Annotated in this window: 22 protein-coding genes and 1 pseudogene; 5 read left to right on the forward strand and 18 right to left on the reverse strand. The window is 70.6% G+C overall.

Annotated features, from left to right (window positions below; genetic code table 11):
- Positions 1-55 precede the first annotated feature (55 nt).
- From mnmA to KIH27_RS10350, 7 genes are all read right to left on the reverse strand, one after another.
- The gene (gene mnmA / locus KIH27_RS10320; protein WP_214092855.1) at positions 56-1132 is read right to left on the reverse strand and encodes a tRNA 2-thiouridine(34) synthase MnmA; all 1077 of its coding nucleotides are present in this window, start codon (positions 1130-1132) and stop codon (positions 56-58) included.
- On the reverse strand, positions 1129-2316 hold the full coding sequence (locus KIH27_RS10325; RefSeq protein WP_214092856.1) for a cysteine desulfurase family protein: 1188 nt from the start codon (positions 2314-2316) through the stop codon (positions 1129-1131). The genes mnmA and KIH27_RS10325 overlap by 4 nt, the downstream gene beginning before the upstream one ends.
- A gap of 34 nt (positions 2317-2350) precedes the next feature.
- Positions 2351-2926 (reverse strand): sugar O-acetyltransferase, encoded by a 576-nt coding sequence (locus KIH27_RS10330; protein ID WP_307856839.1) that lies wholly within the window; start codon positions 2924-2926, stop codon positions 2351-2353.
- The gene (locus tag KIH27_RS10335; RefSeq protein WP_214092857.1) at positions 2874-3704 is read right to left on the reverse strand and encodes a lysophospholipid acyltransferase family protein; all 831 of its coding nucleotides are present in this window, start codon (positions 3702-3704) and stop codon (positions 2874-2876) included. Before KIH27_RS10335 ends, KIH27_RS10330 begins: the two co-directional genes overlap by 53 nt.
- Positions 3701-4546, reverse strand: a complete 846-nt coding sequence (locus tag KIH27_RS10340) for a GNAT family N-acetyltransferase (RefSeq protein WP_214092858.1) — start codon at positions 4544-4546, stop codon at positions 3701-3703. Before KIH27_RS10340 ends, KIH27_RS10335 begins: the two co-directional genes overlap by 4 nt.
- A 166-nt stretch (positions 4547-4712) precedes the next feature.
- A complete protein-coding gene (locus KIH27_RS10345; RefSeq protein ID WP_214092859.1) occupies positions 4713-5669 on the reverse strand; it encodes an electron transfer flavoprotein subunit alpha/FixB family protein in 957 nt (318 codons plus the stop codon).
- A gap of 29 nt (positions 5670-5698) precedes the next feature.
- On the reverse strand, positions 5699-6484 hold the full coding sequence (locus tag KIH27_RS10350) for an electron transfer flavoprotein subunit beta/FixA family protein (protein WP_214092860.1): 786 nt from the start codon (positions 6482-6484) through the stop codon (positions 5699-5701).
- 195 nt (positions 6485-6679) lie between these two features.
- On the opposite strand from KIH27_RS10350, the gene KIH27_RS10355 reads away from it, so the two are divergent.
- The 4 genes from KIH27_RS10355 (at position 6680) to KIH27_RS10370 (ending at position 11343) form a co-directional block, all read left to right on the forward strand.
- Entirely contained in the window at positions 6680-7465 is a 786-nt protein-coding gene (locus tag KIH27_RS10355; RefSeq protein WP_214092861.1) for a class I SAM-dependent methyltransferase, read from the forward strand.
- A gap of 32 nt (positions 7466-7497) precedes the next feature.
- Entirely contained in the window at positions 7498-9003 is a 1506-nt protein-coding gene (locus tag KIH27_RS10360) for a 1,4-alpha-glucan branching protein domain-containing protein (RefSeq protein ID WP_214092878.1), read from the forward strand.
- Between the two features lie 115 nt (positions 9004-9118).
- Entirely contained in the window at positions 9119-10363 is a 1245-nt protein-coding gene (locus KIH27_RS10365; protein ID WP_214092862.1) for a glycosyltransferase family 4 protein, read from the forward strand.
- A gap of 5 nt (positions 10364-10368) precedes the next feature.
- Complete coding sequence (locus tag KIH27_RS10370) at positions 10369-11343, forward strand: LLM class flavin-dependent oxidoreductase (protein ID WP_250149908.1); 975 nt, start codon at positions 10369-10371, stop codon at positions 11341-11343.
- On the opposite strand, the gene KIH27_RS10375 is transcribed toward KIH27_RS10370, so the two are convergent.
- The gene (locus KIH27_RS10375) at positions 11340-12077 is read right to left on the reverse strand and encodes an acyltransferase (RefSeq protein ID WP_214092863.1); all 738 of its coding nucleotides are present in this window, start codon (positions 12075-12077) and stop codon (positions 11340-11342) included. The two genes, KIH27_RS10370 and KIH27_RS10375, sit on opposite strands and share 4 nt — an antisense overlap.
- A 140-nt stretch (positions 12078-12217) precedes the next feature.
- Here KIH27_RS10375 and KIH27_RS10380 point away from each other — a divergent pair, with 140 nt between their 5' ends.
- Positions 12218-13480 (forward strand): outer membrane protein assembly factor BamB family protein, encoded by a 1263-nt coding sequence (locus KIH27_RS10380; protein WP_250149917.1) that lies wholly within the window; start codon positions 12218-12220, stop codon positions 13478-13480.
- Between the two features lie 89 nt (positions 13481-13569).
- On the opposite strand, the gene KIH27_RS10385 is transcribed toward KIH27_RS10380, so the two are convergent.
- The 10 genes and pseudogenes from KIH27_RS10385 to KIH27_RS10430 all read right to left on the reverse strand — a co-directional run.
- Positions 13570-14262, reverse strand: a complete 693-nt coding sequence (locus KIH27_RS10385) for an esterase (protein WP_214092865.1) — start codon at positions 14260-14262, stop codon at positions 13570-13572.
- A 78-nt stretch (positions 14263-14340) separates the two neighbouring features.
- Positions 14341-15519 (reverse strand): annotated as a pseudogene (locus KIH27_RS10390) (class I SAM-dependent methyltransferase); the annotation flags it as partial.
- A 2-nt stretch (positions 15520-15521) separates the two neighbouring features.
- Positions 15522-16490, reverse strand: coding sequence for a class I SAM-dependent methyltransferase (locus KIH27_RS10395; RefSeq protein WP_214092866.1), 969 nt, complete (start codon positions 16488-16490; stop codon positions 15522-15524).
- A 52-nt stretch (positions 16491-16542) separates the two neighbouring features.
- The gene (locus tag KIH27_RS10400; RefSeq protein ID WP_214092867.1) at positions 16543-17616 is read right to left on the reverse strand and encodes a histidine phosphatase family protein; all 1074 of its coding nucleotides are present in this window, start codon (positions 17614-17616) and stop codon (positions 16543-16545) included.
- 129 nt (positions 17617-17745) lie between these two features.
- Positions 17746-18783, reverse strand: coding sequence for a histidine phosphatase family protein (locus tag KIH27_RS10405; protein WP_214092868.1), 1038 nt, complete (start codon positions 18781-18783; stop codon positions 17746-17748).
- A gap of 82 nt (positions 18784-18865) precedes the next feature.
- Positions 18866-19531 (reverse strand): enoyl-CoA hydratase, encoded by a 666-nt coding sequence (locus KIH27_RS10410; RefSeq protein ID WP_214092869.1) that lies wholly within the window; start codon positions 19529-19531, stop codon positions 18866-18868.
- A complete protein-coding gene (locus KIH27_RS10415; protein WP_214092881.1) occupies positions 19528-20286 on the reverse strand; it encodes an NUDIX hydrolase in 759 nt (252 codons plus the stop codon). The genes KIH27_RS10410 and KIH27_RS10415 overlap by 4 nt, the downstream gene beginning before the upstream one ends.
- A 49-nt stretch (positions 20287-20335) precedes the next feature.
- Complete coding sequence (locus KIH27_RS10420) at positions 20336-21190, reverse strand: ABC transporter ATP-binding protein (RefSeq protein WP_214092870.1); 855 nt, start codon at positions 21188-21190, stop codon at positions 20336-20338.
- Between the two features lie 90 nt (positions 21191-21280).
- The gene (serB, locus tag KIH27_RS10425) at positions 21281-22513 is read right to left on the reverse strand and encodes a phosphoserine phosphatase SerB (protein ID WP_214092871.1); all 1233 of its coding nucleotides are present in this window, start codon (positions 22511-22513) and stop codon (positions 21281-21283) included.
- A gap of 58 nt (positions 22514-22571) precedes the next feature.
- A partial coding sequence (locus tag KIH27_RS10430) for a cytochrome c oxidase subunit I (protein WP_214092872.1) occupies positions 22572-23201 on the reverse strand: 630 nt, incomplete at its 5' end.

Here is a 23201-nt window from a genome sequence, read left to right on the forward strand (position 1 = left end):
TAGCCATATCTTTAGCCAAAAATCGGGTCCATGCCCATGACGAGGTGGGCCGCGATCAGGCCCCGGTGGCGGCGATGGTGGCGCTGGCGACCACCTCGTCACCGTCGGGGTCGACGCGGTAGCAGGCCATGGTCTGGCCGCGCGCCACCCCCTTGAGCGGTTCGAGCACCCGCACCCGGAGTTCGCCGTCGACGACCTCCGCGACCGCCGGGGCGATCCCACCGTGGGCGCGCACCTGCACCTTGCACTCCAGCGGGCCGGTGAACGGCGTGCCGGAGGTGAACACCGGTGTGCGGCCGGTCAGCACCTGCACGTTCAGGTCGGCGATGGAGCCGACGGTGACCGTGGAGGTGGCGGCATCGATACCGGTGACGTAGCGGGGTTTGCCGTCCGCACCCGGCCCGGCGATGCCCAGGCCCTTGCGCTGGCCGATCGTGAAGCCGTGCACGCCTTCGTGTTCGGCGAGCTTGGCGCCGCTGGCGTCGACGACCGCACCGGGGCGCACCCCGATCTTGCCGCCGAGGAACGCCCGGGTGTCCCCGGTGGGGATGAAGCAGATGTCATGGCTGTCCGGCTTTTTCGCCACCGCCAGGCCGCGCTCGGCGGCCTCGGCGCGGATCTGTGTCTTCGGGGTGTCCCCGATCGGGAACGCCGCGTGGCTCAACTGCTCGGCGGTGAGCACCGCCAGCACGTAGGACTGATCTTTGTCGGCGTCGACCGCGCGGCGCAGCCGACCGTCCACCAGCCGGGCGTAGTGCCCGGTGGCGACCATGTCGAAGCCGAGCGCCAGCGCCCGAGCGGCCACCGCGGAGAACTTGATCTTCTCGTTGCAGGTGATGCACGGGTTCGGGGTCTCGCCACGCGCGTAGGCCTCGACGAAGTTGTCGATGACGTCGGTCTTGAACTGCTCGGAGAAATCCCAGACGTAGAACGGGATACCGAGCACGTCGGCGACCCGCCGGGCGTCGTCGGAGTCCTCCTTGGAGCAGCACCCGCGCGAGCCGGTGCGCAGCGTGCCCGGGTTCTGCGACAGCGCCAGGTGCACGCCGACGACGTCGTGCCCGGCGTCGACCATGCGCGCCGCAGCCACCGAGGAGTCCACCCCGCCGCTCATCGCGGCGACCACCTTCACTTCGACACCCCCGCTCCCGCCATTGAGGCCAGCATCGCCTGCCGGGCCCGCGCCACCGCGCCGGGCAGCACCGCCAGCGCAGCGTCGACGTCGTCGTCGGAACTGGTGTGCCCCAGCGACAGTCGCAGCGATCCGCGGGCGACGACCGAGTCGGCGCCCATTGCCATCAGCACGTGCGACGGCCGGGCCACCCCGGCGGTACAGGCGGAACCGGTAGAACACTCGATTCCATTGGCATCCAACAACATCAGCAGGGAATCCCCTTCACAACCGGAAAAAGTGAAATGCGCGTTACCCGGCAGCCGGTGCGCGCGTGAGCCGTTGACCCAGGTGTCGTCGATGGTGGCGAGCACCCCGTCGATCAGCCGGTCCCGCAACCCCGTCAGTCGGTCGGCGGTGGTCGCCAGGGTGCCGACGGCGATCCGCAGGGCCGCCGCCATGCCGACCGCGCCGGCCACATCGGGTGTGCCGGAACGGATGTCACGCTCCTGACCGCCGCCGTGCGACAGCGGGACCACGGTCACGTCGCGGCGCACCAGCAGGGCGCCCGCCCCGCACGGACCGCCGAACTTGTGGCCGGTCAGACTCATCGCCGACAGCCCGCTGGTGGCGAAGTCCACCGGCAACTGTCCGACCGCCTGCACCGCGTCGGAGTGCATCGGCACACCGAATTCACTTGCCACCGCGGCCAGTTCGGTGATTGGCATGACGGTGCCGACCTCGTTGTTCGCCCACATCACCGACACCAGTGCGACGTCATCGGTGTCGGCCAGTGCGGCGCGCAGCGCCTCCGGCGACACCGACCCGTCGGCCCCGGTCGGCAGATAGGCCACCTCGGCGCCCTCATGCTTGGCCAGCCAGGTCACCGAGTCCAACACGGCGTGATGCTCGACCTCGGTGGTGATGATGCGGCGGCGGCGCGGGTCGGCATCCCGGCGCGCCCAGTAGATGCCCTTCAGCGCCAGATTGTCGCCGTCGGTGCCGCCGCCGGTGAAGATCACCTCCGAGGGCCGTGCCCCCAGTTCGGCAGCGATGGATTCGCGGGACTCCTCCATGCGGCGCCGCGCGGTGCGGCCGGCGGTGTGCAGGGAGGACGCGTTGCCGACGGTGCCCATGACAGCACTCATCGCCTCGATGGCCTCGGGGTACATCGGGGTGGTGGCGGCGTGATCCAGGTAGACCATGACCCGACCAGGATACCGGCCCGCCCAGGCGCTTCTACCTGGGCCGATTACTACCGGTGGCCCGGATCACCCGGCACGGGTTGCCGGCGGCCAGCACCGCCGCCGGTACGTCCCGGGTCACCACGCTGCCGGCGCCGACCACCGCGTCGTCGCCGATGGTGACACCGGGGCAGACGATGACTCCGGCACCCAGCCACACGTTGTCCCCGATCACGATCGGCGCCGCCGACTCCCAGCCCTGCCGCCGGGCGTCGTGGTCGTCGACCGGGTGCAGCGCGGTGAGCAGTTGCACGCGGGGGCCGATCTGCACGTGGTCCCCGATGCGGATCGGTGCGCAGTCCAGCAGGATCGCGTCGTAGTTGATGAAACAGTGCGCGCCGATGGCGATCTGGGTGCCGTAGTCGCAGGCGAACCGCGGCAGGATCTGCGACCCCTCCCCCAGTGACCCGAGCAGCTCGCCCAGCAGCTGGTGCCGTCGGCTCTCCTCGTCGGCGCCGGTGGCGTTGAACACCGCCAGCTGCCGCTGGCAGGCCAGACGGTCGGCGACCAGGTCGGGGTCACCACCCCGATACGGCTCCCCGTTCAGCATCCGTTCGCGCTGACTGCCCACGCCGTCCATAGTGGCCCACCGCGGCCTGACAGCGCCGGGCCAGCTCCCGCCGGTCGGCGCCGGGCAGTTGCAGGGGCCCGACCTGTACCCGGGCCACGGTGCGCCGCGCGGTCAGCAGCCTGCCGATCGAGGCGAGCAGCGTGTCGTCGCCGACGAAGGCGGGCAGCGTCGACGGCGCATCCTCGCCATCGCGGTAGTCGATCCGCAGTGGCTGCACCGGCCGGGCCGCATCCACGGCGGCCTGGAACAGCGCGGGGTGGAACACCCCGCGCGCCCGCCCACACCAGGTGGTGCCCTCCGGGAAGGCCACCACGGTCGCACCGGCGCGCAGCCGGGCGGCGACGGCGTCGACCACGGTCGGCAGCCCGCGCAGGCTGTACCGGTCGATCGGGATGATCCGCATCAGCCGGGCCAGCAGTCCCAGCACCGGCCAGCGGATCAGGTCGGCCCGCGCCACGAACGACCCCGGCGACAGCGCCCCGATCACGAAGACGTCCAGCCAGGACACGTGTCCGCTGACCACCAGCACCCCGGACAGGTTACGGATCGGTCCGTCGACGGTGCTGACCCGAACGCCGAAGCAGCGCAGCACCAGTCGGCAGCAGCCGCGCTGGATCCGTGGCCGGCCCGGCAGCGGCACCCCCAGCAGGGGAAGCAGTGGCGCCACCAGCACCACCGCGGCGATTCGCAGCGCCACCACCGCGGGCGACGCGCGCCGCACACCGGCGTGCACACAGTCCGTGGTGCAGACCGGCGCCGGGAACCAGGCGTGGGTCATGCCGGGGCGTCGGCGCCCAGTTCCGCGGCCTGGGCCACCGACCGCAGCCGGTGCAGGTAGCGGACGTCGGCTTCACGCCGGGACAGCAGCGCCGGGAAGTCGGCCACCCCGAACGCCGGGTCGTGTGCCGGTTCGCCGCAGATCTTCGCGCCGAGACGCAGGTAGCCGCGCAGCAGCGGCGGCAGCGCCGGGCGGGCCGGCGCCGCGATGTCGTCGAGCCCGCGCCCGTCGAGCACCACCGGCCGGTGCGGCGTCAGCTGATAGGGCGAGGCGTGCCGGCGGCGCACGAAGTCCCGCACACCGCGGATCTGGCTGCCGGGCGCACCGTCGCCGGCCACCGGGACCGAGACGCAGCCGGTGACGAAGTCGTAGCCCCGCCGGTCCAGGTAGGCCAGGATTCCGGCCCACATCAGCAGCACGACCGCGCCGTTGCGGTGCCCGGGCCGGACCACCGCACGGCCCATCTCGACCAGTGACGGCCGCAGCGGGTCCAGTGGGGAGACGTCGAATTCCGTTGCGGCGTAAAGCCCCCCGGCGGTGATCGCGCCGGTCGGTGGCAGCATCCGGTAGCAGCCGACCAGCGCGCCGCTGGTGTCGTCGCGGACCAGCAGGTGCTCGCAGTGCTCGTCGAAGCGGTCGGCGTCGATGCCGGGTCGCCCGTCGGCGGTGTCGGTCAGGGCGAAGCCGGGTTCGGTGCTGAACACCTCGTAGCGCAGCCGCTGGGCGGCCTCGATCATGGCGGGGTCGGTGGACAGCAGCAGCGAGTAGCGCGGGGTGTCGGTCCCGGAAACGGGAGAGGTGGGTGTCGGGTCGGCGGCGATGAGGACGGAACCGTTGCTCACAAGCGCCACGGTGACGCGGCAACGCTGCCGCAAGGCAATCGCCGGGTGACACGCCGATGCACGCTGGGTGACGGTTTCCCTATCTGCCGAGCAGACGCGAAAGCCCCCATTCCGGCGTCGAAATGGGGGCCTAAGCGTCTGCTCGCGCAGAGGGAGTGGGCGGAGATTAACCCTTGCGGGCCTTGATCGCGTCGGTCAGCTGCGGCGCCACCTTGAACAGGTCGCCCACGATGCCGTAGTCGGCGATCTCGAAGATCGGCGCTTCCTCGTCCTTGTTGACCACCACGATGGTCTTCGAGGTCTGCATGCCGGCCCGGTGCTGGATCGCGCCGGAGATACCCAGTGCGATGTACAGCTGCGGCGACACGGTCTTGCCGGTCTGACCGATCTGGAACTGGCCCGGGTAGTAGCCCGAGTCCACCGCGGCACGCGAGGCGCCGACGGCCGCACCGAGCGAGTCGGCCAGGTCCTCGACCACCTTGAAGCTCTCCGCGCTGCCGACGCCGCGGCCACCGGCCACGACCACGGCCGCCTCGGTCAGCTCCGGCCGGTCACCGGCGACGGCCGGCTCCCGCGAGGTGATCTTGGTGGCGTTCTCGGCGGCGGCGGGCACCTCGACGGTGACCTGCTCGCCCGCGCCGGCGGCCGGGGCAGGCTCGACCGAACCGGCCCGCACGGTGATCACCGGGGTGTCACCGGTGGCCTCGGCGTCGACGGTGAACGCGCCACCGAAGATCGAGTGGACGACCTTGCCGCCGGCCTTGACCTCGACGGCGTCGACCAGCAGGCCCGACCCGATGCGCGCGGCCAGCCGGCCGGCGATCTCCTTGCCGTCGGCGTTGGCGGCGATCAGCACCGCGGCCGGGGTGGCCGACTCGGCGAGCGCGGCCAGCACGTCGACGTACGGGGTGATCAGGGTGTTGGCCACCGTGTCGGACTCGGCGACGTAGATCTTCGCGGCGCCGGCCTCCTTCAGCCCGTCGACCAGCGGAGCGGCGGTGCCGGGGGCACCGACGACGACCGCGGACGGCTCACCGAGGACCCGGGCGGCGGTGATCAGTTCGGAGCTGACCTTTTTGATCGCCCCATCAGCGTGCTCAACGAGCACCAGTACTTCAGCCATGTTCGTATTCCCTTTGAGTCCGGATGTCGCTAGATGAGCTTCTGGGCAACCAGGTAGTCGGCGATCTTGGTGCCGCCGTCGCCTTCGTCGGCCACCTTCTCACCGGCCGTCTTCGGCGGCTTCGGGGTCGACGCGGTCACCTTGGAGCCGGCGTTGGCGACACCGACCTCGTCGGCCTCGACACCGATCTCGGCCAGGGTGAGCACCTGAACTTCCTTCTTCTTCGCGGCCATGATGCCCTTGAAGGACGGGAAGCGCGGCTCGTTGATCTTCTCGTTGACGCTCACGATCGCCGGCAGCGTCGCCTCCAGCGCGAACACGCCCTCGTCGGTCTCGCGCTCGGCGGTGACCTTGTCACCGTCGACGGTCAGCTTGCGCACGTGGGTCAGCTGCGGCAGGCCCAGGTACTCGGCGATGACGGCCGGCACCGCGCCGCCGACGCCGTCGGTGGACTCGTTGCCGGCGATGACCAGTTCGGTGCCCTCGATGGCGCCCAGCGCCCGGGCCAGCGCCCAGCCGGTCTGCACCAGGTCGGAGCCCTTCATGCCGTCGTCGAGGATGTGCACGGCCTTGTCGGCCCCCATCGACAGCGCCTTGCGGATCGCCTCGGTGGCGCGCTCGGGGCCGGCGGTCAGCACGGTCACCTCGCCGCCGTTCTTCTCCTTGATCAGCAGCGCCTCTTCCACGGCACGCTCGTTGATCTCGTCGAGTACGGCGTCGGCGGCCTCACGGTCCAGCGTGAAGTCACCGTCGGTGAGCTTGCGCTCCGACCAGGTGTCAGGGACCTGTTTGATCAGGACCACGATGTTCGTCATGAGTGTGGTTCGTCCTCCTCGAAGGGGTCCTGCGACGACGGGCCACAGGACTGGGTCGCGATTCGCGCCACCGCGCAAGGCGTTACTCGTGGGTAACTTAGCGCGGTTTGCGGTTACAGCGTAGCGGGTCGTGATATGGCCGCTGCGGGGTAGCCGGTTCGCGCACCCCGTGCTTCGCGTTAGCCTGCCTGTGCGATGAAACCCACGAACACCCCCACCCCCGCCGATGACGCCCTGCCACTCACCGGGGAACGCACCATCCCCGGCCTCGACGTCGAGAACTACTGGTTCCGCCGGCACGAGGTGGTCTACGAGTGGCTGGCGCCGCGCTGCGCCGGCCTCGAGGTGCTGGAGGCCGGGTTCGGTGAGGGTTACGGCGCCGATCTGATCGCCGGTGTGGCGGCGAAGGTGACCGGGGTGGACTACGACGATTCCGCGGTCGCCCACGTGCGGGCCCGCTACCCGCGGGTGGAAGTGGTGCAGGGCAATCTCGCCGACCTGCCGCTACCGGACGCGTCGGTGGACGTGGTGGTGAACTTCCAGGTGATCGAACATCTCTGGGATCAGGCACAATTCATCGCCGAATGCCACCGGGTGCTGCGCCCGGGCGGCGTGCTGATGATCTCCACCCCGAACCGGATCACGTTCTCCCCCGGCCGCGACACCCCGATCAACCCGTTCCACACCCGTGAGCTCAACGCCGACGAGCTGACCGAGCTGCTGATCGACGGCGGCTTCGCGATGGACGGCATGCACGGGGTGTTTCACGGACCGACACTGCGCGAAATGGACGCCCGGCACGGCGGGTCGATCATCGACGCCCAGATCGAACGCGCGCTGGCCGACGCACCGTGGCCCGAGGAACTGGTCCGCGACGTCGCGGCGGTGGCCACCGCGGACTTCGACATCGTGGCGGCCACCGAGGCCACCCACCCCATTGATGACAGCCTGGACCTGGTCGCGATCGCGGTGCGGCGGTGACCTCACGTCCATCCAGCGGCGCGGCGCCGGGGATGTTCACCCTGGTGCTGCACACCCACCTGCCGTGGCTGGCCCACCACGGCCGCTGGCCGGTCGGCGAGGAGTGGCTGTACCAGTCCTGGTCGGCGTCGTACCTGCCGCTGCTGCGGGAGCTGCGGGAGCTGGCCGGCGAGGGCCGGCGCGGGCTGCTGACGCTGGGCGTCACCCCGGTGGTCGCCGCCCAACTCGATGACCCGTACTGCCTGGACGGCATGGAGCACTGGCTGGCGAACTGGCGGCTGCGCGCGCTGCAGGCCAGTACGCTGCCCGACCTGCGCGACTTCGGGATTCGGGAGTGCACCGCCGCCGAGCAGGCCCTCGACGAGTTCGCCGTCGACTGGCGGCACGGCGCCAGCCCGCTGCTGCGCGAGCTGGTGGCCGCCGACACCGTGGAGTTGCTCGGCGGCCCGCTGGCGCACCCGTTCCAGCCGCTGCTGAACCCGCGGCTGCGTGAGTTCGCGCTGCGCGAGGGGCTGTCCGACGCCCGGGCGCGGCTGGCGCACACCCCGTCGGGAATCTGGGCGCCGGAGTGCGCCTACGCGCCGGGGCTGGAACGCGACTACGCCGCTGCCGGGATAACGCACTTCATGGTCGACGGGCCGTCGCTGCACGGGGACACCGCGCTGGGTCGCCCGGTCGGCGACTCCGACGTCGTCGCCTTCGGCCGTGACCTGCAGGTCAGCTATCGGGTGTGGTCGCCGAAGTCGGGCTACCCGGGGCACGCCGCCTACCGGGACTTCCACACCTACGACCATCGCACCGGGCTGAAGCCGTCCCGGGTCACCGGCCGCACCGTCGAACCGGCGGACAAGGCGCCCTATGACCCGGCGCGCGCCGACGCCGCGATCGACACCCACGTGGCCGACTTCGTCGAGGTGGTCCGCGATCGGCTGGCCTCCGAATCCGAGCGGATCGGCCGGCCCGCGCACGTGGTCGCGGCGTTCGACACCGAACTGTTCGGGCACTGGTGGTACGAGGGGCCGACCTGGCTGGCGCGGGTGCTGCGGGCACTGCCGGAGGCCGGGGTGCGAGTCGGGACGCTGGCGCAGGCGATCGACGCCGGGTTCGTCGGCGAAGCCGTCGACTTGCCGCCGAGCTCCTGGGGGTCGGGCAAGGACTGGCAGGTGTGGTCCGGCGAGCAGGTCGCCGACCTGGTCGCACTCAACACCTCCGTCGTCGACACCGCGCTGAGCGCCGTGGACAAGGCGTTCGGCCAGGCGGGCCGTGGTCCGCTACCCCGCGACCGGGTCGCCGACCAGCTCCTGCGGGAGGCGCTGCTGACGGTCTCCAGCGACTGGCCGTTCATGGTCAGCAAGGACTCCGCCGCCGGTTACGCCCGCCACCGCGCGCATCTGCACGCGCACGCCACCCTCGAGATCGCCGACGCGCTCACGGCGTCGCTGGGGGGCCGCCGGGAGGCCGCCGAGCGGCTGGCCGAGGGCTGGAACCGCGCCGACGGTGTGTTCGGCGCACTGGATGCCCGTAGGCTGCCACGGTGACCCCCTTGTTCCGCGAGCGTGCCGACACCCGGCCGGCACGCCGCACCCGTACTCGGATCTGCGCTTCCCCGCACCTCTGCGGCGCCTCCGGGTCGCACCCGTCGGGAGCCTGCACATGAAGATCCTGATGGTGTCGTGGGAGTACCCGCCGGTCGTGATCGGCGGCCTGGGCCGGCACGTGCATCACCTGTCCACCGCACTGGCCGCAGCCGGTCACGAGGTGGTGGTGCTGGCCCGCCGGCCGTCCGACACCGACCCCTACACCCACCCGTCGTCGGATGAGGTCAGTGAGGGCGTGCGCGTCGTCGCCGCGGCGCAGGACCCGCATGAATTCAACTTCGGCGACGACATGATGGCCTGGACGCTGGCGATGGGTCACGCCATGGTCCGCGCCGGGTTGTCACTGAAAACCGATGGCGGGCAGCGTCTTTGGCGACCGGATCTGATTCACGCCCACGACTGGCTGGTGGCGCACCCGGCCATCGCGCTGGCCGAATTCCACGACGTGCCACTGGTCTCCACGATCCACGCCACCGAGGCCGGCCGGCATTCCGGCTGGGTGTCCGGCCGACTCAGCCGTCAGGTGCACGCGGTCGAGTCCTGGCTGGTCCAGGAGTCGGACTCGCTGATCACCTGTTCGGCGTCGATGACCGACGAGATCACCGAGCTGTTCGGCCCCGAACTGGTCGACAACACCGTGATCCGCAATGGAATCGATGTCACCCGTTGGCCTTTCGCTGAGCGGACGCAGCGCACCGGGGCGCCGGAGCTGCTGTATGTGGGGCGGCTGGAATATGAGAAGGGCGTGCAGGAGGCGATCGCGGCGCTGCCGCGCATCCGTCAGGACTACCCCGGCACCACCTTGACCATCGCCGGCGACGGCACCCAGTTGGAGTGGCTGACCGAGATCGCCCGCAAACACCGGGTGCTCAAGGCGACCCGGTTCGTCGGCCGCGTCGACCACGCGGAACTGCTGGACCTGCTGCACTCCGCCGACGCCGCGGTACTGCCCAGCCACTACGAACCGTTTGGGCTGGCGGCGCTGGAAGCCGCCGCCGCCGGCACCCCGCTGGTGACGTCGAACGTCGGCGGCCTCGGCGAGGCGGTGATCCACGGCGAGACCGGACTGTGCTGCCCGCCGCGCGACGTGCCCGCGCTGGCGGAGACGGTCTGCACGGTGCTGGCCGATCCGGCGGCCGCCCAGCAGCGCGCGGTGGCCGCCCGGGAACGGTTGTCGGCGGACTTCGACTGGGACAACGTCGCCGAGGAGACCGCCCAGGTGTATCTGGCGGCCAAACGCCGGGAGCGCGAACCGCAGCCGCGCCGGCCGATCGTCGAGCACGCCCTGCCCGACCGGTAAAAGCGATGCTGACCGCGCTGCGGCTGAACATGACCGGCGTGCCCGACCCGGCCGCCGACCACGGCGAACGCTATCGGGCCGCCCTGGACATGGCCGCCTACGCCGACGAGCACGGCGTCACCGCGATCAGCTGCGAGGAGCACCACCTGGCGGCCACCGGCTGGCTGCCGTCGCCGCTGCTGCTGGCCGCCGCCGTCGCCGGACGCACCCGCAGAACCCGGATCAGCGTCAACGCTCTGCTGGTCCCGCTCTACGACCCGGTGCGCCTTGCGGAGGACATCGCCGTGCTCGACAACATCTCGGGCGGGCGATTCAGTTTCGTCGCCGGGATCGGTTACCGCCCAGAGGAATACGCCGCGGTCGGCAAGGATTTCCGGCGGCGCGGGAAGCTGATGGACGACTGCCTGCGGGTGCTGCTGCAGGCGTGGGGTGACGAGCCGTTCGAACACCGAGGCCAACTGATCGATGTGACACCCAAGCCCCGCACCAAACCGCACCCGCTGATCCTGATCGGTGGGATGAGCGTCGCCGCCGCCCGGCGGGCCGCCCGGTTCGGGCTGCCGTTCGCACCGCCGGTGCGGATGCCGGAGGCTGAGGCCGTCTACCACGCGGAGTTCGCCAAGGGCGCCGGCGGCGGGTTCGTGTTCGCACCGGAGAACGGCAACACGGTGACGCACTTGAGCACCGATCCGGCTGCCGCCTGGGACCGGTGCGGGCCCTATTTCCTCAACGAAGCCGTCGAGTACAGCGCCTGGACGGTCCCAGATGTGCCGCGCCCCAACGAATCCCCCGTCAGCACCGTCGATGAGCTGCGCCGGCTGGGCAGCGTGGAGGTGCTCACCCCCGAGCAGCTGATCGAGCAGTGCCGCGCCGGTCGCCGGGAGGTGACGCTGCACCCATTGGTCGGCGGACTGCCGCTCGACGACGGCTGGGAGAGTCTGCGACTGCTGGGCGAGGAAGTGCTGCCCGCACTCGCTTAGCGGGCCGCCTTCTTGCGTTCGATGTCGGCCAGCGCGGCGGCCAGTTCGGCGCGCTCGGCGGCCGAGGTCTCCCAGGCCAGCTTGCGGTTCTTGACGACCTTGGCCGGAGCGCCCACCGCGATCGAGTAGTCCGGGATCACCCCGCGCACCACCGCGTGCGCGCCCAGCACACTGCCGCGGCCGACGCTGGTGCCGCGCAGCACGGTGACCTTGGTCGCGATCCAGGTGTCGGGTCCGATGCGGACCGGGCCCTTGATGATGCCCTGGTCCTTGATCGGCACGGTGATGTCGTCCATCTTGTGGTCGAAGTCGCAGACGTAGCACCAGTCGGCCATCAGCGCCGAATCCCCGAGCTCGATGTCGAGGTAGCAGTTGATGACGTTGTCGCGGCCCAGCACCACCTTGTCGCCGAACCGCAGCGAACCCTCGTGCGCCCGGATGGTGTTCTTGTCGCCGATGTGCACCCAGCGGCCGATCTCCATCTGGGCCAGTTCCGGGGTGGCGTGGATCTCGACGTCCTTGCCGAGGAACACCATGCCGCGGGTGATGATGTGCGGGTTGGTCAGCTTGAACTTCAGCAACCGCCAGTAGCGCACCAGGTACCAGGGGGTGTACGCGCGGTTGGCCAGCACCCACTTCAGCGAAGCGGCGGTGAGGAAGCGGGCCTGGCGTGGGTCGCGCAGCCGTGATCCCCGCCAGCGCTTGTGGATCGGCGCACCCCACATGGTCGTCATGGCCGCAAAGCCTACGCGAACGATTTTCCGTCACGCGCTACCCTCACCTGGACTCATTCAAGGGAGAAGGCTTGAGGGCTACCACTGTGCTCCAGAGGCGACACGTCGCGGCGTCCCGGTGGCGACTCGGCGCGGCCGCGCTGGCGGCGATCCTCGTCCTCGGCGGCTGCGGCAACACCGACTCGTGGGTGCAGGCCGCACCGGCGCCGGGCTGGTCCGCCCAGTACGCCGACGCCGCCAACAGCAGCTACACGCCCACCACCGGCGCCCGCGACCTGCAACTGGACTGGACCCGGTCGGTCAAGGGCGAGCTGGGGGCTGGGCCGGCGGTGGGGCTGCGCGGCTGGCTGGTGCTCAACGGACAGACCGAGGCCGGCTGCTCGCTGATGCAGTGGGAGAACGCCGACCACGGCCGGCAGCGCTGGTGTACCCGGCTGTACCAGGGCGGCGGGTTCTTCGGCCCGCTGATCGACGGTTTCGACAACGTCTACATCGGTCAGCCCGGGGCCATGCTGTCGTTTCCGCCCACCCAGTGGATCCGCTGGCGCGCGCCGGTGATCGGAATGCCGTCGACGCCGCGGATCCTCGGCGACGACCGCGTGCTGGTCGTGACGCATCTGGGGCAGGTGCTGGTGTTCGACGCCCACCGCGGCACGGTGGTCGGCACCCCGCTCGACCTGGTCGACGGCGTCGACCCGACCGATTTCAAACGCGGCCTGGCCGACTGCGCCGGTGCGCGCCCCGACTGCCCGGTCGCCGCCGCTCCGGCCTACTCACCGGCCAGCCGCACCGTGGTGGTGAGCCTGTGGCAGCCCGGCGCCAAAGCAGCCGGCCTGGTGGGGCTGAAGTACCGGCCGGACGGGACGCCGATGCTCACCCAGGAGTGGGCCAGCGACGAGGTCGCTGCCGGGGTGCTGGCCAGCCCGGTGCTCTCCGCCGACGGCGCGACGGTCTACGTCAACGGCCGGGACCAGCGGCTCTGGGCGCTGAACTCCGCCGACGGCACGGCGAAATGGTCGGTGCCGCTGAAATTCCTGGCGCAGACACCGCCGGCGGTGACGCCGGACGGGCTGATCGTCGCCGGCGGCGGCCCGGACACCCAACTGGTCGCGTTCGCCGACCGCGGCGACCACGCCGAGCAGGTGTGGCGGCGCGACGACGTCACCCCGCTGTCGTCATCGAGCCTGGCGGCCGGCGGCGTCGGCTACACCGTGAGCTCCGGGACCAGCCTCGGCCCCGCCGGGCTGTCGCTGCTGGTGTTCGACCCCGCCGACGGCCACACCATCAACAGCTACCCGCTGCCCGAATCCGACGGCTTCCCGCTGGGCGTCTCGGTGGGCCGGGACCGCCGGGTGGTGGTCGCCACCAGCGCCGGCCAGGTCTACAGCTTCGCGCCGGCCTGATCCTCCCCCGCGCGACCGTGCACAACTCACCGGCGAAACCGCAGGTGGGGCCGGTCAACTCTGCACGGTCGCGCGGCAGGAAGTAACGGTTACAGCGCCAGCGGCGGGATCGCGGTACGCGGCACCTTCACCGAGGTGGCGCCGGCGCTGGCCGGCAGCAGCTCCCCCGGGGCGAAGTAGAAGATCACGTCGTCGTTGGTGATCGCGAAGTTCTGGTAGTGCTCCGGGTCGAGGCCGGAGCCAGAGGAGATCAGAAATGCCGGCACGTTCGTCTGACGTTCGAGCTCACGCTGCACGATCGGGAAGATGGCGTCCAGCGGCTTGCTGTTCGGGGCGAACAGGGTGTCGAAGGTGATCGGCTTGCGGGTCGTCAGGTCGTAGTTGAACGCCTGATACCAGGTGGACGGCTGCGGGCCGCCGAGGTCCTGGAAGATCTTGAGCACGACGCTCTGGGTGCCCTTGGCGCCCTGACCGGACCGGTGCTGCTCGGAGGTGGCGTCCATTTCGTAGGGCATGTCGTGCGGTCCCGGTGATTTCGCCACCGCCAGGAACCCGTCGCGGTTCTGCACCAGGTACGCCGTCAGCGTCGGCTGGTCCGGGTAGTCGACCGGGAACCGCATGTCCAGGGTGTAGTTGGCGTTGGCGGTGCGCACGTGGCAGAGCTGACCGGCTTCCAGCGTCCCGCCCATCTCCGCGCACGGCGACGCCGCGTTCGTGGCCGGTGCACCCAACCAGCCGCCTACCGTCCCGCCCGCCAGCAGGGCAGCCACCAGAATGCGCATCGTCGGAATGTCTCGCTTTGTCTCGCCTTGCCGCAGCAAGCTGGAATCGTCGTGAAGTCGACAACAATACCGGGCGGCTCAGTGCGATGGACGGCAGACGAACGCAATCGCCCGAGCGGCCGCCGCGGTCCCGATCCGGGTCAGCACGACCGACAGCGACGCGCTCCCCCGCAACCGCAGCCGTCGTCGCAGCACATCGGGGTCGGCGTTGACGCCCCGGACCAGGATCTCGCACGCCCCGCAGTCGGCGGCGACCAGCGCCTGCCGCAGCCGCTTCTCGCTGTAGGGCAGCTGTTCGAGCACCTCGAAACCACGCACACCGACCGGCAGGGTGTCCCCGGACAGGTAGGCGATATCGGGGTCCAGTTGCCACAGCCCGTACCGGGCGGCGTAGTGCCGGACCAGTCCGGCCCGCACCACGGCACCGTCGGGGTCGACGATCCAGCGTCCGACGGGGGCCACGTCGCAGTCGTCCGGGTCGGCATCGGTGAGCTGTTCGTCGCGGTCCAGGATCACCGCCCGTCGGCGCACCCCCGGTTCGGTGAGCCGCGGCGACCACAGGCAGGCCTCCCGGACCGAGCCGCGCCAGGAGGTCAGTTCGATCTCGCCGTGAAAGCCGAGCCGTCCGATCTGGTCGAAATCGATTCCGGGAGCGCACTTCACGACAAGGTCGCGGTCGAGGTAGACGTCGAGCAGCCGATCCAGCGCGGGCTGGTAATCGGCGGGGTCGAACCGGCGCCGGCCGCCGCTGCGCCGTCCCGGATCGGCGACCACCACGGTGTCACGGCTGACCGGGTGCAGGGCATCGGCGCGGACCAGTCCCGCACGCTCCCCCAGGTTGTGTCGGGCCATCGCCAGCCGGATCGGGTCGATGTCGCTGCCCAGCACCGGCGCCATCACCTCGGACAGTGCGACGCATTCGGTGCCGATCGAACAGGTCACGTCGTGCACGGCGGCGCCCGGGGCGGCCGTCGCGATCCGCTGCGCCCGGTGCCGGGCCACCGGCGCGGCACTGGCCTGCTGCAGCGCATCATCGGTGAACAGCCAGTGCTCCGCCGCCGACTCACCCAGTTTGGCGGCGGCGCGGCGGCGCAGCAGGGTGGTCTCCACCAGTGCCGGCACCCGATCTCCGAACCGGGTGCGCAGCGCGGTGACGTCGGCGACCCGGGTGGCGTCGGTCAGCGCGAACGTGGCGACCTCGGCCAGATCGGCGGCGCCGGCCGCCGAACTCAGGTAGCCGACGTCGTCGGGACGGAAATCTAGGACGGTTTAACCCCGGTGACCATCACGTTGTAGAACCAGCCCTTGGGCACCAGGTGGCGCCAGAGGTTGTTGTCCAGCCAGCTCAGTGCGGTCCAGCCGCCGAACGCGAACTTGGCCCAGTTCCAGCCGAGCTTCCCGGGCGGCACGGTCGACTCGAAGGTCCGCACCGGCCAGCCCAGCATCGCGGCGGTGAATTCCTCGCTGGCGGTGGCCACCTGCACGGCACCGGCGGAGGTCGCCATGCGCTCCAGGTCGGCCGGTTCGAAGGTGTGCAGGTCGACGATCCACTCCAGCGCCGCGGCGCGCGAGTTCTCGTCGAGCTCCTCCTGCGGCCGGCGCCAGCTGCCCATGCCGGGCAGCTTCATCGCGGCGACCGTGGTCTTCCAGGTCAGGTCGGCCAGCCGGCGGGCGTAGAAGTTGCCGACGGTGGTCGGCTCGCCGGCGAAGATAAACCGCCCGCCCGGCTTGAGCACCCGGACCACCTCGCGCAGCGACAGTTCCACGTCGGGAATGTGGTGCAGCACCGCGTGCCCGACGACCAGGTCGAAGGTGTCGTCCTCGTAGGGGATGCCCTCGGCGTCGGCGACCCGGCCGTCGACGTCCAGACCCAGCGCCTTGCCGTTGCGGGTGGCGACCTTGACCATGCCCGGCGACAGGTCGGTGACCGAGCCGCGTTCGGCGACCCCGTCCTGCATCAGGTTGAGCAGGAAGAACCCGGTGCCGCAGCCCAACTCCAGGGCACGCCCGTAGGGCAGTTTCTCGCGGTCGGCGGCGGGCACGATCGCGTCGAAGCGGCCGCGGGCGTAGTCGATGCAGCGCTGGTCGTAGGAGATCGACCACTTCTCGTCGTAGCTCTCGGCTTCCCAGTCGTGGTACAGCACCTGGGCGAGCTTGGTGTCGTGCCGGGCGGCTTCCACCTGCTCAGCGGTCGCGTGCGGGTTCGGCGCCGGGTCGATACTCGTCATGGTCGGTCAGCCTATCGGCTGGTCAGGTCGGCCGGATCAGCGCCCGTGCCGCTCAGGCCGGCAGTGAACCGATCACGTCGCCGAGCGACTCGGCGGCCGCACCGCCGGCGCCGCCGGTGCTGTCGGCCGTCGCCTGGGTGATCGTGTCGATCACCGACTGCGGGAACTGCTGCAGCGCGGCGACGACCTGGTTGAAGCCGGTGTGGATTGCGTTGGAGATGTCCGTCTGGTCGCCGCCCTGGATCGCTTCCCAGATGTGCCAGAGCGCGATCTGCGGCGCGACGATCACGTTGCGGAAGTCGACGAACAGCCCGGTGAACAGGTCCGGGGTGGCCGGCACCTTGATGCCGTCCCAGCTGACCATCGTCCAGCCGTCGGTGGGGTTGCCCTCGAGGACGGCCTGGCCCGCGTTCGGCGGCGGCCCACCGTTGGCGAGCACGGTCTGGATGATCGGCCAGATGTCGGGGTTCTTGACGTTCATCAGCGTCCAGATGGCGATGTCCCCGCCACTGGAATACGCCACGTCGGTCATCGGACCGTTGCCCGCGATGGTGTTGTTGTAGATCGTGTCGACGGCGTTGTTCACCTGATCGTTGAAGACCACCCCGTTGTAGCTGGTGCCGGGCTCCGAGACCAGGACGTTGCCGAGGATCCACGAGGCCATCGGCAAGAAGAACGAGGCTTCGGTGAACAGATCGCGCGGGTGGCCCTCCACCAGACCGGCCGGGATCTCGTTGAGATCCGGCAGCACCGTCACGCTCGGCATCCCCGGCAACCCCGCCAGCGCGGCCGCGGTCTCCTGGGTCCGGACGAGCTCCGAGGCGTAGATCCCGGCGATGCCGTCCGGGAACTCCTTCTGGATCGCGGCGGCGACGTCGGCGGCCTGCGTTTCGCCCAGTGCGCTGAGGTGCGCACCGGGCGGCGTCGTGCCGAGAATGTTGTTGACGTCGTCGGTCGACTGCCCGTGCCGCACCAGGTCGAGCGTGATGTCCTCGGCGGTGAGCTGAATGTCGACCAGGTGTGCGGCGGCGGACGCGGCCGCGGTGACCGGCGTGACGGTGACGAGGCCGACGCCGACCAGAGCGATTCCGGCGGCGGTCAATGGACGGTTGATAAGTGACTGCATAGCAATCCCCCTACAGATCACGATGTGATCCGCTTCACACTACTCAGTCCGTCGCACGCTGAGCAATGCCCAATTCTCAGCTACGGCTGCCCGAGCGGTGCCCGCGCCACCACTCGGCACGGCGTGCCGTCAGGCCCCCAGCCCGCCGCTGATCGTGTCGACCACCGACTGCGGGAACGCGTTAACCGCCGCGAGGACCTGGTCGAACCCGGTTTGCAGCGCGGCGGCGATGACGGTCTGGTCACCGCCCTGCAGCGCCTCCAGCACATGCCAGCCGGCGATCTGCGGTGCGGTGATCAGATCTCGCCAGTCGACGAACAACCCGGTGAACAGGTCCGGTGTCTGCGGCACGTCGTGGCCGTCCCAGCTGACCAGCGTCCAGCCGTCGGTGGGATTGCCCTGCACCACGACCTGGCCGGCGTTGGGCAGCATCGGGTCGGCCAGGATCACCGAGAGGTCGGGGTTCTTGACGGTCATCAGCGTCCACGCGAGCATCGACGCGCCGTGGGTGAACGCCACGTCGTGCATGCCGCCGGTGGTGCCGCCCGCGTCGTACATCGTCTGGATCGCATCGTTGAACCGGTCTGCGAACACCACTCCGTTGGGGTTGATCGTCGAACCCAGCATCGGCACCCACAGCTGCCCGAACAGCGACCACGCGAGGATCGGCAGGATGTAGGGCAGGCCGCCGACGAGTTCCGGGGTGCCGTTGGCGAAGCCGGCGTTGATCTCGCCCAGGCCGGGCAGGATCTGACTCGGGTCGAGCAGCGGGGTGGGGCCGCCCGGGATCGGGTCGTGGCCGCCGCCACCCGCCAGCAGTTGGTCCAGCGGCCACGCCGTCTGCTGGGCGCGCAGGAAGTCCGAGGCGTAGATCGCGTCGATGTCGTTGTCACCGCCGTTGTACAGCTGCGCGCCGACGGTGATCGACTGCTGCTCGCCGAGCGCGGTGAGCGGCGCACCGGGCGCCGTGGTGCCGACGATGCCGTTCGCGTTATCGGTCGACTGCCCGTGCCGCACCAGGTCGAGCACCATGTCGGCGGCGGTGAGCTCGATGCCGGGCAGGGCGATGCCCGACAGTGGCGCAGCAACCGGCGCCCCGGCGATCACTGCGGCGGTGAGGACCCCGACGGCGCCGCCGATCCGGAGGCGGGCGGCGATTCGCTGCATGGCCGGTCTTCCTAACGTCGACGGCGTCGCGGGCTTCGCCGCGTACCTGGACGTTAGCTGACAGCGAGCTACAAATCGTCGATTATCGCCGCGCTGGTGCCCCGTCGATCACGGCCTTGACCGCCGCCAGCGCCGCCGGTGCGGTATCGGTGAACCGCGCGGCCCAGGCGAGCGCCGCCTCGTACACCCCGTCGGGGCCGACCATCGCGTCGATCAGACCCAGCGCCTGCGCCTCCTCGGCGTCGACGAAACGTCCGCTGTACGCCAGTTCCTTGGCGCGACCGGCCCCGACGGTGGCGGTCAGCCGGGCCAGGCTGCCCGCATCCGGGATGCGGCCGCTGAGGATCTCGGTGACCCCGAATCGCACGTTGTCACCGCTGACCAGCCAGTCTGCGGCCAACGCCAGCGCCAGACCGCTGCCCAGCGCGTAGCCGGTGACCGCGGCGACCGTCGGCTTGGCGATGCCCGCCACCGCCTCGATCGCGGCGTGCCGGGCCCGGGTGAACGTCTCCACCTCATCCGCGGCCAGCGTGCGCAGTTCGGCGTCGTCGTCGCCGGCGCAGAACATCTCATGCCCGCCGTACACGATCACGGTGGCGACGTCGTCGCGGCGCGACACCTCGTCGGCGGCGGCTACGATCTCCCGGCAGAACTGGCGGGTCAGCGCATTGTTCGGCGGGCGTGACAGCGCCAGGGTGGCGACCCGGGGATGCGCGGCGTCGAGGTGGACGCCGACGAACTCGCTCATGTCGGCCACCGCATCCCCCGCGCGGAGTTGTACCGCTCGGAATCGAAGAATTCGATCTCCCAGTTGTCGCCGCGGCGGGCCAGTTCCGGCTGCACCACCGAGATCTGACGTTCCACCGCCAGCACATCGGCGACGTTGCGCCCGGCCAGCGAGTCCAGTTGCGTCCAGGTCGGCGGCAGCAGGAAGCTGCGGCCGGCGGAGAAGTCGTCGATCGCGGCCTCCGGGGTCTCCCAGCCGGCCCGATCGGATTCGGTGTTCTCCCCGTCGGCGCGCTGTCCGGTCGGCAGGGCCGCGACGAAGAAGTAGGTGTCGTAGCGGCGGGTGCGCTCGGCCTCCGGTGTCACCCAGTTGGCCCAGGGCCGCAGTAGGTCGGCGTGCAGCACCAGATTCTCGGCACGCAGGAAATCGGCGAACGACAGCTCGTCGGCCGCGAGCGCACGTCGGGAGTCGGAGTACACCGATGCGTCGGCGACCACCCGGGACGAGTCGTCGACGGGCCCGGCGAACAGCACCCCGGACTCCTCGAACGTCTCCCGCACCGCGGCGCAGACCAGCGCCCCGGCCAGGTCGGTGTCGATGCCGAACTGCCGTGCCCACCAAGCGGGTTCGGGTCCGAACCAGGCGATGTCGGCGCTGCGGTCCCGGTCGTCGACGCCGCCGCCGGGAAACACCATCACCCCGGCGGCGAACTCCATGCCGGCGTGCCGGCGCATCAGGAACACGTCGAGGCCGGCCTGCCCGTCGCGCACCAGCATCACCGTCGCGGCGGGACGCGGCGTCAACGGGGTGTTCACAGTGACCTCTTCACAACGACCTCCGGTGGGCTGCGCGGCTGCGGACCCGGCGGGCGAAGTAGCGGCCGTCGATGACGTCGAGGGCGATCGACTGGCCGAACGCCGCCGACAGGTTCTCCGCGGTCAGCACATCCGCCAGCAGGCCCGCGGCGACGGCTCGGCCCTCCGACAGCAGCAGGCAGTGGCTGAACCCGGGTGGGATCTCCTCGACGTGGTGGGTGACCAGCACGATCGCCGGGGCGTCGGGGTCGGCGGCCAGATCCGCCAGGCGCGCCACCAGTTCCTCGCGGCCGCCGAGGTCGAGCCCGGCCGCCGGTTCGTCGAGCAGCAGCAGTTCCGGGTCGGTCATCAGCGCGCGGGCGATCAGCACCCGTTTGCGTTCACCCTCGCTCAACGTGCCGTAGCTGCGGTCGGCCAGATGCTCGGCGCCCAGACTCTCGAGCATGTCCAGCGCCCGGTGGTGGTCGACCTCGTCGTAGCGTTCCCGCCACCGGCCCAGCACCGCGTACCCCGCCGAGACCACCAGGTCACGCACCGTTTCATCGCCCGGTATCCGCTGCGCCAGCGCCGCGGAGCTCAGTCCCACCCGGGCGCGCAGTTCGCTGGCGTCGACCCGGCCCAGCCGCTCACCCAGCACGTAGGCGACCCCGGTCGACGGGTGCTCGGTGGCCGCGGCGATCCGCAGCAGGGACGTCTTACCGGCCCCGTTGGGCCCGATGACCACCCAGCGCTCGTCGAGTTCGATCGCCCAGTCCAACGGTCCCACCAGGTCTCGCCCGTCGCGGCGCAGTGACACCCCGTCGAATTGGATCAGCAGGTCGGGGTCGGCTGCGTCGGGGGGCTCGGGGCGTCCGGTTTCGGGCACCCGCTCATCGTGCCGTACCGGCCCCGCCGGGACGCAGCGGCCCCCGTCGACCTCGCGGGGCGAGCATGCGCGGAAACGGTTCTGCGCGGGCTACTCCGGCGGGATCGCCACCCGGCGCAGCACGCCGTCGACGGCGTCGGCGGCCTCGATCTCGGCGCGGGTGACGCCGAGCAGGAACAGCACCGTGTCCAGGTAGGGATAGCTCAGCGAGGCATCGGCCACCTCGCGCAGCGCCGGTTTGGCGTTGAACGCCACCCCCAGCCCGGCGGCGGCCAGCATGTCGATGTCGTTGGCGCCGTCCCCGACGGCGACGGTCTGCTCCATCGGTACGCCGACCTGATCGGCGAACTCGCGCAGCGCCACGGCCTTGCCGGCCCGGTCGATGATCGGCCCGGTGACCCGGCCGGTGAGCTTGCCGTCGACGATCTCCAGTTCGTTGGCGGCAACGAAGTCCAGTTTCAGCTCCTCGGCCAGCGGAGCGATCACCCGCTTGAAGCCGCCGGAGACCACGCCGCAACGGAAACCGAGCCGGTGCAGGGTCCGCAGCGTGGTGCGCGCACCCGGCGTCAGCTGCAACTGCCCGGCCACCTCGTCGAGCACCGTGGCGGGCAGTCCGGCCAGCGTCGCCACCCGCTGGTGCAGCGACTCGGCGAAGTCCAGTTCACCGCGCATCGCCGCCTCGGTGATCGCCGCGACCGCCTCCCCCGCGCCGGCGTACTCGGCCAGCATCTCGATGACCTCGCCCTGCACCAGCGTCGAGTCCACGTCGAACACGATCAGCCGTTTGGTGCGCCGGGACAGGCTGGCGTCCTGGAACGCCACGTCGACCCGCTGCTCGGACGCGACCCGGCTCAGTGCGGACTGCAGCGCGCCGGCGCCGCCGTTGGGCACCGAGATCCGCAGCTCCAGGCCGGTGACCGGGTAGTCCGAGACCCCGCGGATCATGTCGATGTTGGCGCCGATTCCGGCGATCTCGCGGGCCAGCGCCCCCAGTGCGGTGGCGGCCACCGGCCGGCCCAGCACGACGATCCGATGGGTGGACGGCTTGGCGATGATCGGCGCGTCGTCGCTGCGCTCGACGGTGACGTCCAAGCCGACGCCGTGAATGGCCGCTTCCACCTCGGCGCGGAACGCCGACGTGTCGGCCACCTCCGGCGCCGCCGACACCAGTACCCCCAGCGTCAGCCGGCCGCGAACCACCACCTGTTCGACGTTGAGCAGTTCCACCTGATGCCGCGACAGCACCGCGAACAGCGTCGATGTCACTCCGGGCTGATCGGCGCCGGTGACGGTGATCAACACCGGCACCCTCGACGAACTCAAGCCGTACTCACCCCCGACGGCCGCCCGATCCTGCGAGCGGCCGTCCCGCGCCGGCGCATCAGGCCGGAGAAGGTTCGTAGATCTCGTCGCCGTGCCGGCCGACGTGTGCCTCAGCGCGCAGCCGGTCGATCATGTGCGGGTAGTGCAGCTCGAACGCCGGACGCTCCGACCGGATCCGCGGCAGTTCGGTGAAGTTGTGCCGCGGCGGCGGGCAGCTGGTGGCCCACTCCAGGGAGTTGCCGTAGCCCCACGGGTCGTCGACGGTGACGACCTCGCCGTAGCGCCAGCTCTTGAAGACGTTCCAGGTGAAGGCGAGCATCGACGCGCCCAGGATGAACGCCCCGACAGTCGAGACGATGTTGAACGACGTGAAGCCGTCGGTGGGCAGGTAGTCGGCGTAACGCCGCGGCATGCCCATGTTGCCCAGCCAGTGCTGCACCAGGAACGTGGTGTGGAAGCCGACGAACGTCAGCCAGAAGTGCAGCTTGCCCAGCCGCTCGTCGAGCAACCGCCCGGTCATCTTCGGGAACCAGAAGTAGATGCCGGAGAAGGTGGCGAACACGATCGTCCCGAACAGCACGTAGTGGAAGTGCGCGATCAGGAAGTAGGTGTCGGACACGTGGAAGTCCAGCGGCGGGCTGGCCAGCATGACACCGGTCAAGCCGCCCGCGAGGAACGTGACGATGAA

It is taken from the genome of Mycolicibacter acidiphilus (assembly GCF_018455725.1).
Classification (GTDB): domain Bacteria; phylum Actinomycetota; class Actinomycetes; order Mycobacteriales; family Mycobacteriaceae; genus Mycobacterium; species Mycobacterium acidiphilum.

Excerpts from the sequence above, each read along its gene's own strand:
- KIH27_RS10325 (WP_214092856.1), bottom strand. The coding sequence starts at position 2,316 with ATGGTCTACCTGGATCACGCCGCCACCACCCCGATGTACCCCGAGGCC.
- KIH27_RS10370 (WP_250149908.1), top strand. The coding sequence starts at position 10,369 with ATGCTGACCGCGCTGCGGCTGAACATGACCGGCGTGCCCGACCCGGCC.
- KIH27_RS10375 (WP_214092863.1), bottom strand. The coding sequence starts at position 12,077 with ATGACGACCATGTGGGGTGCGCCGATCCACAAGCGCTGGCGGGGATCA.
- KIH27_RS10400 (WP_214092867.1), bottom strand. The coding sequence starts at position 17,616 with ATGCAGTCACTTATCAACCGTCCATTGACCGCCGCCGGAATCGCTCTG.
- KIH27_RS10410 (WP_214092869.1), bottom strand. The coding sequence starts at position 19,531 with ATGAGCGAGTTCGTCGGCGTCCACCTCGACGCCGCGCATCCCCGGGTC.
- KIH27_RS10345 (WP_214092859.1), bottom strand. The coding sequence starts at position 5,669 with ATGGCTGAAGTACTGGTGCTCGTTGAGCACGCTGATGGGGCGATCAAA.
- KIH27_RS10415 (WP_214092881.1), bottom strand. The coding sequence starts at position 20,286 with ATGCTGGTGCGCGACGGGCAGGCCGGCCTCGACGTGTTCCTGATGCGC.
- KIH27_RS10335 (WP_214092857.1), bottom strand. The coding sequence starts at position 3,704 with ATGACCCACGCCTGGTTCCCGGCGCCGGTCTGCACCACGGACTGTGTG.
- KIH27_RS10365 (WP_214092862.1), top strand. The coding sequence starts at position 9,119 with ATGAAGATCCTGATGGTGTCGTGGGAGTACCCGCCGGTCGTGATCGGC.
- KIH27_RS10405 (WP_214092868.1), bottom strand. The coding sequence starts at position 18,783 with ATGCAGCGAATCGCCGCCCGCCTCCGGATCGGCGGCGCCGTCGGGGTC.
- KIH27_RS10385 (WP_214092865.1), bottom strand. The coding sequence starts at position 14,262 with ATGCGCATTCTGGTGGCTGCCCTGCTGGCGGGCGGGACGGTAGGCGGC.
- KIH27_RS10350 (WP_214092860.1), bottom strand. The coding sequence starts at position 6,484 with ATGACGAACATCGTGGTCCTGATCAAACAGGTCCCTGACACCTGGTCG.
- KIH27_RS10360 (WP_214092878.1), top strand. The coding sequence starts at position 7,498 with ATGTTCACCCTGGTGCTGCACACCCACCTGCCGTGGCTGGCCCACCAC.
- KIH27_RS10355 (WP_214092861.1), top strand. The coding sequence starts at position 6,680 with ATGAAACCCACGAACACCCCCACCCCCGCCGATGACGCCCTGCCACTC.
- KIH27_RS10395 (WP_214092866.1), bottom strand. The coding sequence starts at position 16,490 with ATGACGAGTATCGACCCGGCGCCGAACCCGCACGCGACCGCTGAGCAG.